11 protein-coding genes are annotated in these 9564 nt (G+C 57.1%); 5 read left to right on the top strand and 6 right to left on the bottom strand.

Annotated features, from left to right (window positions below; genetic code table 11):
• Together AAC083_RS02700 and AAC083_RS02695 are read left to right on the top strand one after the other, a co-directional pair.
• A partial coding sequence (locus tag AAC083_RS02700) for a siderophore-interacting protein (RefSeq protein WP_108537964.1) occupies window positions 1–640 on the top strand: 640 nt, incomplete at its 5' end.
• Window positions 641–909: 269 nt separating this feature from the next.
• Window positions 910–2019, top strand: a complete 1110-nt coding sequence (locus AAC083_RS02695) for a 3-deoxy-7-phosphoheptulonate synthase (RefSeq protein WP_108537962.1) — start codon at window positions 910–912, stop codon at window positions 2017–2019.
• Between the two features lie 594 nt (window positions 2020–2613).
• Here the strand turns inward: AAC083_RS02695 and AAC083_RS02690 are convergent.
• A complete protein-coding gene (locus AAC083_RS02690) occupies window positions 2614–3024 on the bottom strand; it encodes an H-NS family histone-like protein (RefSeq protein WP_042034014.1) in 411 nt (136 codons plus the stop codon).
• A 401-nt stretch (window positions 3025–3425) separates the two neighbouring features.
• Entirely contained in the window at window positions 3426–3848 is a 423-nt protein-coding gene (locus AAC083_RS02685) for a GNAT family N-acetyltransferase (protein WP_108537961.1), read from the bottom strand.
• Between the two features lie 185 nt (window positions 3849–4033).
• Between AAC083_RS02685 and AAC083_RS02680 the strand changes: the two genes are divergently transcribed.
• Window positions 4034–4534: an SRPBCC family protein gene (locus AAC083_RS02680; protein WP_108537960.1), complete on the top strand. Its 501-nt coding sequence runs from the start codon at window positions 4034–4036 to the stop codon at window positions 4532–4534.
• Between the two features lie 46 nt (window positions 4535–4580).
• On the opposite strand, the gene AAC083_RS02675 is transcribed toward AAC083_RS02680, so the two are convergent.
• Both AAC083_RS02675 and AAC083_RS02670 read right to left on the bottom strand, forming a co-directional pair.
• On the bottom strand, window positions 4581–5063 hold the full coding sequence (locus tag AAC083_RS02675) for a hypothetical protein (protein ID WP_108537959.1): 483 nt from the start codon (window positions 5061–5063) through the stop codon (window positions 4581–4583).
• Window positions 5060–5326, bottom strand: coding sequence for a DUF805 domain-containing protein (locus AAC083_RS02670; RefSeq protein ID WP_181364889.1), 267 nt, complete (start codon window positions 5324–5326; stop codon window positions 5060–5062). Before AAC083_RS02670 ends, AAC083_RS02675 begins: the two co-directional genes overlap by 4 nt.
• Window positions 5327–5587: 261 nt before the next feature.
• On the opposite strand from AAC083_RS02670, the gene AAC083_RS02665 reads away from it, so the two are divergent.
• Window positions 5588–6625, top strand: a complete 1038-nt coding sequence (locus AAC083_RS02665) for a helix-turn-helix domain-containing protein (protein WP_108537958.1) — start codon at window positions 5588–5590, stop codon at window positions 6623–6625.
• A 221-nt stretch (window positions 6626–6846) separates the two neighbouring features.
• Window positions 6847–7095 carry a DUF3297 family protein gene (locus AAC083_RS02660; RefSeq protein ID WP_042034019.1) on the top strand — a complete coding sequence of 83 codons (249 nt, stop codon included), beginning with the start codon at window positions 6847–6849 and terminating at the stop codon, window positions 7093–7095.
• Window positions 7096–7217: 122 nt separating this feature from the next.
• Here AAC083_RS02660 and AAC083_RS02655 read toward each other — a convergent pair whose 3' ends face one another.
• Window positions 7218–8495, bottom strand: coding sequence for an NAD(P)/FAD-dependent oxidoreductase (locus AAC083_RS02655; RefSeq protein ID WP_108537957.1), 1278 nt, complete (start codon window positions 8493–8495; stop codon window positions 7218–7220).
• 50 nt (window positions 8496–8545) lie between these two features.
• A complete protein-coding gene (gene puuR, locus AAC083_RS02650) occupies window positions 8546–9145 on the bottom strand; it encodes an HTH-type transcriptional regulator PuuR (protein WP_108537956.1) in 600 nt (199 codons plus the stop codon).
• Window positions 9146–9564 lie beyond the last annotated feature (419 nt).

The following is a 9564-nucleotide window of genomic DNA, read 5'->3' as shown; positions in this document are numbered from 1 at the left end:
GGCCCATGCCGTGCTGCCCACGCCCACCCCGCAAGGGCCGCGCTGGAAAGACCCGAGCCAGCGCCCCATCATCCGCACCTTCACCATACGGGCCTTTCGCCGCGAGGAGCAGGAGCTGGACATCGACTTCGCATTGCACGGCGAGGCCGGCCCCGCCAGCCGCTTTGCCCTTGAGGCCCAACCCGGCGATCTGCTGGCCATCTCGGGCCCGGGCGGCCCGGCGCCCATGCTGCAACCCGCCCGGCACTACTACATGGCGGGGGATCTGACCTCCCTGCCTGCCATCAGCGCCATGGCGGAGGTGATGCCCGCCGACGCTCAGGGTCATATCGCCCTGCTGGTGCCCTATCAGGAAGATGTGCAGGATCTGCCGCTGCCGACTGGCGTCAGCCTGCGCTGGTTTATCGGCCCCCCCGAACAGACAGAGCCGCTGGTGGCGTATTTCACCGCCCTGCCGATGCACGAGCAGGTGAGCTACTTCTGGTTTGGCGGCGAAGAGGGACTGGTGGTGCCCTTGCGACGTCACGTCAGGCGTACCCTGGAGGTGGATCGCACGCGCGTCTACGCCGTGCCCTACTGGCGTCAAGGCAAGGATGAAGAGGCCTATCACCATGACCGTCACGACGTGATGGACAGCTGATCCCCCCGCATTTTCCCTCCTATTATCAAGCTCATGGCCTGCCGGTCATGGGCTTGATGGCTATCTGCATGCCTCCGGTTTTCCCCCTCTCCCCCCATTCTGGTGATCCGCTCGGTTGTGCTTGCATTTGATGCAGACAACAAGATAATGATAATTACTCTCAACAAAACAGCAGTGATGATGCCCCATTGCAGCTCCCTCGCCATGACCTCAGGGGTCGGTGTGGTGCGCACGTCATTCACTCCCGTTAGCACAGCAAGGTAATCCAGATGGCAGTTTTGAACTCGGTAATGCGCGCCTTCGCGGTAGAGGCTCTCCCCACTCCTGCCGATCTGTTGGCACTTCATCCCTGTCCCGCCCCAACCACAGCGCAGATCGCGCACCATCGCCAGCAGGTTCGCCAGATCCTGACGGGAGAGGATGATCGCCTGCTGGTGGTGATAGGTCCCTGCTCCATTCATGATCCGCTCGCCGCCCTCGATTACGCCCAGCGGCTGGCGCGGCTTGCCGACGTCTATCAAGACAGGTTGCAGATAGTGATGCGCACCTACTTCGAGAAGCCCCGCACCACGGTCGGCTGGAAGGGGCTGGTATTCGATCCCCATCTGGATGGCAGCAACGATATAGGCCATGGCCTGCGGCTGGCACGCCAACTGCTGCTCGACATCAACCGGCTGGGGCTGGCCACCGCTACCGAGTTTCTCGATACCACCAGCTTCCTCTATCTGGCCGACCTCATCAGCTGGGGGGCGATAGGTGCCCGTACCACTGAGTCCCAGGTGCACCGGCAGCTGGCCTCGGCCCTGCCCTGCCCCGTCGGCTTCAAGAACGGCACGGACGGCAATATCCGGGTCGCTATCGATGCCATCCAGGCCAGTGAAGCCTCCCACCTGTTCACCGCACCGGGCAGTCAGGGCGGCATTGTGGTGATCAAGAGCGAGGGCAATCCGGCCGGCCACATCATATTGCGTGGCGGCACCCGCCCCAATTACCACCAGAGCGACGTAGAGGATGCCGCCGAGCGGCTGATGCGGCAGGGACTCAGCCATCGCCTGATGGTGGATTGCAGCCACGGCAACAGCCAGAAGCTGCACAAAAACCAGATCCGGGTAGCGGGGGAACTCTGCCGTCAACTGGGAGAAGGCAGCGACGCCATTGCTGCCGTCATGGTCGAGAGCTTCCTGCAAGGGGGCAGCCAGAAGCCCGCGCCATTGAACGAGCTCGCCTACGGCCAGTCGGTAACCGACGCCTGCCTGTGCTGGAACGATACCCAGACCCTGCTCGCCATGCTAGCCGATGCCGTCGAGGCCCGCCGTCAGCACAGCGCCAACAATGCACAGCCTAGCAAGGCGATCTGGAATGCCCTGCTGGCCAGTTGAACCCGGGAAGGCTCCCCCTGCGGGAGCCTGACTGCCCCTCTCTTTCCCCCCCTGTCATACCGCCCTCCTCGCCACGCCAGCACGACCCGGGTGACCCATTCAGGTTGAAAATCATGGATATACGGATCCGCAGGGATAGAGCAAATATCCCCTGCCATGGTAAACAACCTGTATCCCGACCTCCGCTTAATGCTGCGTCAGGTAAAACTGAAAAGCAGGTCGTTTAATGGCGCCAACAACGCCAATGAGTAAAAAAGAAGCGAAGCTTGTTTGCGGACAGCTTAATGCCCCCTAATTTTCTGAGGAATGGCAGAGAGGAATATGTACCAGGCTATATGAGTCCGGCAGATTGTCTCTCGCAAGTGGTCGACAAGCGGTCTGCAATAAAATCGAGCGCAACCTGACCACCCAGATGCGGACGGATCGCAATTAATCGACCAATAAAGGAGACAAATGTACGGACTGAGATGATGCATCACACGACGACAAAAGGGGCAGAACAAAATGAGTCGGGAATTGACAGGAGAGAGTGTCGGTGAGCACAAATAATAATGCCGCCTCGCGGGCGGCATCATTCAGGACAGATCCAATGGATCAGATCAGGAAATCATTCAGATCCTTGCCCAGCGCAACTTGCTCTGCAATGGCTTTCGGCATACGGCCCTGACCAGTCCAGGTCTTATCCTGGCCATCTTCCTGGTACTTGTACTTGGCAGGACGCGGAGCACGCTTGCTCTTGGTCGCGCCAGCAGCGGCAGCAGGTGCTGCTGCGCTGTTAATCAGCTCACGCGGGTCGATACCGGCTTGCTGCAGCATTTCAGTAAACTCGCTCAGCTTGCGCTGACGCTCTTCCTGCTCAGCACGCTCCTGTTCAACGGACTCGGCACGCTCGTTATATACCAGCTCAAACTTTTCTTTCGCTTCTTGCAGCTGTTCAAACGGCAATTCACGGATGGCAGCACGCAGGCTGCGAATGTTCAGCAGAACTTTCAGAAACTCGTTCATTACTTCCTCACAGAATTATTTTTTGTTTGTCACAAGGATAACACAGTTTGAGAATAGCATGCCTGTCTGATAACAACATAATGATTTTATAGTTGCTGTCACTTTCTTCACAAAAACTATTGGCTGAATATGTGAGCAACTGTATTCACTCATCGGTCATTGCGCAAGGCCAGCTGATCACGCTCGACACCACTCCCCCATACCGGTCAGGTAAATAGGCATGGACCGCCCCGGTATATTTCTCATCTCACGTGTCAGCTATTTTGACAATTGGCCATGGCTGTTAAAACCCAGACCACCTACATGAGACTCAAGGTAAACGATTGACACTATATATTATCGTCAGGGGCCCATGGCCCCTGACGTTTGTCATCCTTCTATTTACTTGACGCTAATGAGTACTATTCGAGGCACAGTCGGCGCCTGGGGCCTGTGATATCGCAGTGCCCAGTCTCCTCCGTGTTCTGCCAGCCAAGGCGATGATAGAAGGCCAGGGCAGCAGTATTATGGGTCGCCACCTTGAGCGAGGCCGGTTTCTGGAACGCCGCCAATCCCTGGGCAAGCAGGGCTCGTCCCACCCCCTGACCGTGCCAGTCGGCAGACACATAGAGATGATGCACGAAGCTCTCATCCCCCCAGATGGAGACAAACCCGCAGGGAGTACCACCCTGTTCGGCCACCCATATCTGCTCACCCCGGGTCTGCTCGTCGAAATCCTCCAGCCGAAAGTGGGAAGGATCGACCCAGTGAAAAGTCTGACGCCGCCCCTTCAGAAACAACTGCGCCAAATAGGGAGTGTCTGTCCCTCGAATGACTCTGATCATCAAACCTTCCTCGTCACTATGATCACTTGGCACCACTGTCGATGGATCGCCACATCATGTCAAATTGCCAGGCCAGCATGACAGCTGCAGGATGGCACGGGTGTGACACACAGCTGTTCATTTTATCGCCCGCGAGGCTATACTGCCCGAGTCCCATGTATGGATGACTTGAGGCTCGCTGATTTATGGATAACAAGCAGATAGAAGGTAACATCTTTGTTCCGGCCCATATCGACGATGTTTGGCGCGCCTGGACAACCGAAAGCGGCCTGCGCAGCTTCCTGGCGCCGGAATGTTTGATGGTGCCCGAACCGAATGGTCCGTTCGAGATCTATTTCAGACCCGATGCACCACTGGGTGAGCGTGGCAGCGAAGGCTGTCGGGTGATGGCCGTCATGCCCCACAACCTGCTCAGCTTCAGCTGGAATTTTCCGCCCTCCCTGCCCCACATTCGCCAGCAAAAGACCCAGGTCAGCCTGAGGTTCGTGCCGGAGGGTCAAGGCACCCGGCTCTACTTCCTGCAAACCGGCTGGGCGAACGATCCTGACTGGGATCAGGGCCATGCCTTTTTTCGGGAAGAGTGGCTGGAGAGCAGCCTGCCCCGCCTGCAGTACCGTTTCACCCACGGCCCCATCGATTGGAATAACCCGCCAGACAAACAGCAACTGAAATCCCTGGCCCAATAAGGCCCGAGTAAAACACCGCCCACAGGCGGTGTTGTTCAATGCGCGGTTACTGGCAATGCAGCATGGGCTTCTCATCCAATAGCCAGGAAATCCAGCGCCGTTTTGAATTGAGCACGAATCCTTCGTCTGCTTCGATGCCTTTTACTATGTAGCCATCTGCGCCGCGACGCTCTGCCAGCGCAGCAAACTGCCATTCGTTGCTATTAATACGCTCCCCCTTGATTAGGGCATCGCTTAACCCTTTATTCATCACGATAATGGAAAGCCCCCCCACAGCCTCTATCCCCAGCCCGGTATTTGCCACACGACCCACGACCACCGGCACCTTGATCGTACAGTGACGCCCTTCGCTATCAACACGGGTATAGCTCCCCTCACCAACCCGGCCCTGCAGCCACAACAATTTCCCCTGAGTCAGACGTTCTAACGACAATATCCCCTGTGCTCCCTCGGGAAAATGGTGGATATTGGCGGCCTCGGCGAAGACGACCGGGCATATCAGCATGAACAACAAAAGGAGATGTTTCATGATGCCTTCCTCATGGGGGGAATACCTGAACAACCTTGCCGGGCAAGCAAATAGATCAACACAAAGGGGCCCACGCCAGGGACAAAAAAGATCCATCCCCACCATCCAGAGCGATCAATATCGTGCAGCCGGCGGACCATGATAGCGACCATGGGGAGGGTACTCACCACGCTATAACCTACATCCAAGCCGCTCATACCGTTGATGCCCACATCCAATGCGATACACATCAGGGTAACCAGCAGATGTACCAGCATAAACATCCAAAACTCCTTTCTGGAGGAGTGACCGGAAAATCAAGGCAGCGGCGCCACGCAAGTAAATAACAATGAAACATTCGGGATATCTCCAACCTTATTGGGTCACCCATCTTGGTGGCTAACGCAGCGAGAGACGTCCTGAAACCGGTTTGAGGACGAGCTAAAACCTGTCTTTGTCCGTGACCTTCTTCTTTACATGGCTGTAAATCGTTATGCTGGCGTGACGTTATATTTTCACCACCATGACTGGGATCCGGATCGGTTATGCTCGCAATTCCCGTACCCTTTGTTGTCTCTTTGCTGCTGCTCTTGCTGGCGGTGACCCTGTATGTGCGATTGGCCGGCCAAGCAAAATCGGCTTGCCTGTTTTTGGCACTCTGTGCGGCTACCACCGGGCTGGTTGGGCTGCGCTGGACAGTCGATATGGCACTTTTCAGCATGGCCCAGCCATTACTTGCCTCACTGATCCCGGTGGCCGCCTGGCTCATTTTTACCCATGCAAGCCCCAACAGGCTCGCTTATCTCCATGTTGCGGGACCGATATTGGTGGCGGTCAGTCTCTTCACTCACCCCTTTCTCGCCTTGCCACTGGATGAGATAATTACGGCCATTTATCTATTCTATGGTATCGCACTGGTTCGCTACTCCGCCAAAGAGCCGCTCCTTATCCATGTCTCATTCAGCCATTGGGAAAGCGTGAAAAGGGCAGAGCAGGTGGCCGGCTGGATGCTGTTATTTTCTGCCCTCATTGATGCGGCTATCTCCCTCGATTTTGCGGTTAATCAGGGAAAATATTCCCTTTATATTTTGACGCTCGCTCACCTGGTGCTGCTGCCCGTGCTGGCCATTGCCGTCATCATAGTGAGCATCAATACCCCCACTGTCGAAGATATTGCCCAGCCGGAAATATCGGAGCTTCCCAAGGCGCCAAGTTCGGAATCATTATTGACACAGGATCGCGCCGACGAGATCGTAGCAAGGCTGGATAAATTGATGCGAGAAAAAGCCAGCTATCTTGATCCTGATCTGACCCTGGCAGCACTGTCACGCAAGCTGGGTATTCCCGCCAAGCAAATCTCGATGGCGGTCAATCAGGTACACCAGAAGAGCATTTCCAGAGTGGTCAATGAATATCGCATCGAGCATGCGAAACAGGCACTGCTCAACACAGATGAGACCATTACCCACATATTGATGAATGCAGGCTTTCAGACTAAATCCAACTTTAATCGCGAGTTTTCTCGCATCGCTGGCGTGACACCCAGTGCCTTCAGAAAACAAAGCGCAGCACAGCTCAGGTGATACACAGTTGAGCATGATCGCAAGCATGAAACAGCAGCCAAAAGCCAGCATGCCTGCGACTTGGCGGTGACAGAAGATGGCGGCCTCATGGTCCATGAATATGCTGCATCACTCCTGCATCCAGCATGGAAGAGGGGGTGTTGCACTCGTTATGGCCACCTTGAATGCCATGACTGCATTCTCTACAATGACGCACTTTTTATCCATGTCAGGTCATATTGATGAGCGATACCAACACCAAGCCGGCACTGCCGGATCGCCTTGCAGGCAACCCCCGCAGTCCGCACCATGTCGCAGCCTGTTTCGAACACCAGATTGGTATTCGACTCAATGGCAAAGAGCGCACCAACGTCGAAGAATATTGCATCAGCGAAGGCTGGGTAAAAATCCCCTCCCCCAAGGCGCTGGATCGTCGCGGTCAGCCCATTCTGATCACCCTGAAAGGCACCGTTGAGGCCTTTTATCTCTAAGCACTGACCAGGATGTCAGGCACCTGTCGCCAACAGGGTTAAAAAACCAAGGCCACCGTTCGGTGGCCTTGTCGTTTTTGGCGTCTGCCCATACCACTAACTTGCGGCACAATAGGTGGCGCTTACACCCCCAAGCGGTCGCGCAAGGTGTACCAGGCGGCGCCAGCGGCGGTGAAAGGAATGCGGAACAAGCGGCCGCCGGGGAAGGGGTAGTGCGGCAGCTTGGCGAAGGCATCGAAGCGCTCCGCCTGGCCGCTCAGCACCTCGGAGAGCAACTTGCCCGCCAGATGGGTACAAGTCACGCCGTGGCCGCTGTAACCCTGCATGTAGTAGATGTTGGGGCCAATGCGGCCAAACTGCGGCAGGCGCGACAGGGTCAACAGGAAGTTGCCGGTCCAGGTGTACTCCACCTTGACGTCCGCCAGCTGCGGGAAGGTTTTGAGCATCTTGGGGATGATCAGCCGCTCGATATCCGCCGGATCCCGCGCGCCATAGACAACACCGCCGCCGTAGATCAGCCGGTGATCGCCAGAGGTGCGGTAGTAGTCGAGCAGGTAGTTGCAATCTTCCAGGCAGTAGTTTTGTGGCAAGAGGGAGCGGGCCCGCTCCTCCCCCAGCACCTCGGTGGCGATCACCTGAGTGCCGCAAGGCATGCTCTTGCTGGCCAGCTCGGGCACCAGATTACCGAGATAGGCATTGCCGGCCACCACCACGAAGCGCGCCTTCACCGCCCCCTTGGCGGTCTTGACCAGAGCGGGCTGGCCCGGGGTAATGCTGGTGACGGCGGATTGTTCGAAGATCCTGCCCCCCAGCATACGGATGGCTTCCGCCTCCCCCAGCGCCAGGTTGAGGGGGTGGATATGGCCGCCGCTCTTGTCGAGCAGGCCGCCGACGTAGCGATCGCTTGCTACCACCTCGCGGATCCAGTCCCTGTCTAGCAGCTCCAGTTTATCGTTGCCCCACTTCTGCCAACGAGCCTGCTGGGCCCTGAGATCATGCAGCTGACGCTCCGTCTCGGCGGCAAAGACCCCACCCTCCTGCAGGTCGCACTGGATGTTGTAGCGCTTGATGCGCTCGCGGATGATCTGGCCCCCTTCAAACAACATGGAGCCGAGCAGCCTGGCCTGATCCGGCGGGCAGTTCGCTTCTATGGTGTCGATGTCGCGGCTGTAGGAGTTGACTATCTGGCCACCGTTGCGACCGCTGGCACCAAAGCCCACCCGGGCCGCCTCCAGCACCACCACCGAATAGCCCTTTTCCACCAGATGCAGCGCGCTGGAGAGGCCGGTGTAGCCCGCGCCTATGACGCAGACATCACACTCAAGCTGCTCGGTCAGTGTCGGATAGGGGGCGTGTGGATTGGCACTGGCTGCGTAGTAACTGTTTACATGCTCGGTCATGATCCTGTTTCCTTACCGGTTCTTTTCCCAAACGAGACATAGTCTCAACGCTAAAAGTTAGCCGGGGTATGGGCGCTGACGATGCGGCAGACCTGCCCCGACGGATTGCTGAAACTGTGGGGCTCGCCCGTGTCGATCACGTAGCTATCCCCGGCACTGAGCTGATAGGCCAGGCCTGCCACCGTCAGGGTCACAGCGCCTTCCAGCACGGTTCCGACCTCCTCCCCCAGATGCTTGACCTGACCACCGGTATCGGTGCCGGGGGCATAGGTCTCCAGCATAAAGCCGAGCTGGCGACGGTTGTTACCGTTGTGCACCAGCTTCATGGACACCCCCTGACTGCCCAGCTCGATCAGCTGCTCGGCCTTGATCACCACGCTCGGCGTGCGTCCCTCCTCCTCGGCGAAGAAGCGTGACAACGGCAGCTCATAGACGTTAAGCAGCTTTTGAAGCGAGGCCACCGACGGGCTCACCTTGTCTTGCTCTATCATGCAGATGGCGCCATGAGTCAGCCCGCTCAGCTCGGCGACTCGCCGTTGGGAGAGCCCGAGATGACGGCGGGTGGCGGCGAGGCGCTCCCCCATACTCTTGCCCATCAGCGGGTTATCCCTCATGGTCTGCCACCTTGCCTCTCCTTGTGGTTGCTGCATCGCCCACCTCCTTGTGTGCCTGCAAACGTGTGTACGGCCGATCTGTTCGATGGGCGCATCCGGTTAAAATAACGGGTCAATCGGTCTGGTCTGTTCGTTATCCTGCACAGCACGCACCGTTCATTATTTTGCACACCCGACACCACAAAAACCGGTAAAATCGCCCTGACGGCTCCATTTTTAGCATGTGCAGCCCCATTCACTCAAATATATTTAACACTTGAAAAACATTTCAGCTCAATTTATGGTCGTTACGTGCTTATTATTCTATACGGTGGCAACACGGGATGACGTGACCACCCTGACCCACACTCGAGGCCTCTCATGTCAGCATCACAACCTGCTCTCTCCTTGATCAAATCCCTTGCCTATATAGATGGCCGCTGGTGCGAGGCCCTTGGCGGGCACAGCTTCGAGGT

This window comes from Aeromonas sp. HMWF014, assembly GCF_963878295.1.
Taxonomy (GTDB): Bacteria; Pseudomonadota; Gammaproteobacteria; order Enterobacterales; family Aeromonadaceae; genus Aeromonas; species Aeromonas popoffii.
Note: the sequence above shows the minus strand (reverse complement) of the source record. Positions and strands in the feature narration are given on the sequence as shown.

What these genes read in the sequence shown, in the direction of transcription:
- AAC083_RS02670 (WP_181364889.1), bottom strand. Translation starts at nt 5,326, where the DNA reads ATGTTTATGCTGGTACATCTGCTGGTTACCCTGATGTGTATCGCATTG.
- AAC083_RS02675 (WP_108537959.1), bottom strand. Translation starts at nt 5,063, where the DNA reads ATGAAACATCTCCTTTTGTTGTTCATGCTGATATGCCCGGTCGTCTTC.
- AAC083_RS02655 (WP_108537957.1), bottom strand. Translation starts at nt 8,495, where the DNA reads ATGACCGAGCATGTAAACAGTTACTACGCAGCCAGTGCCAATCCACAC.
- AAC083_RS02660 (WP_042034019.1), top strand. Translation starts at nt 6,847, where the DNA reads ATGAGCGATACCAACACCAAGCCGGCACTGCCGGATCGCCTTGCAGGC.
- AAC083_RS02690 (WP_042034014.1), bottom strand. Translation starts at nt 3,024, where the DNA reads ATGAACGAGTTTCTGAAAGTTCTGCTGAACATTCGCAGCCTGCGTGCT.
- AAC083_RS02685 (WP_108537961.1), bottom strand. Translation starts at nt 3,848, where the DNA reads ATGATCAGAGTCATTCGAGGGACAGACACTCCCTATTTGGCGCAGTTG.
- AAC083_RS02680 (WP_108537960.1), top strand. Translation starts at nt 4,034, where the DNA reads ATGGATAACAAGCAGATAGAAGGTAACATCTTTGTTCCGGCCCATATC.
- AAC083_RS02665 (WP_108537958.1), top strand. Translation starts at nt 5,588, where the DNA reads ATGCTCGCAATTCCCGTACCCTTTGTTGTCTCTTTGCTGCTGCTCTTG.
- AAC083_RS02695 (WP_108537962.1), top strand. Translation starts at nt 910, where the DNA reads ATGGCAGTTTTGAACTCGGTAATGCGCGCCTTCGCGGTAGAGGCTCTC.
- puuR (WP_108537956.1), bottom strand. Translation starts at nt 9,145, where the DNA reads ATGCAGCAACCACAAGGAGAGGCAAGGTGGCAGACCATGAGGGATAAC.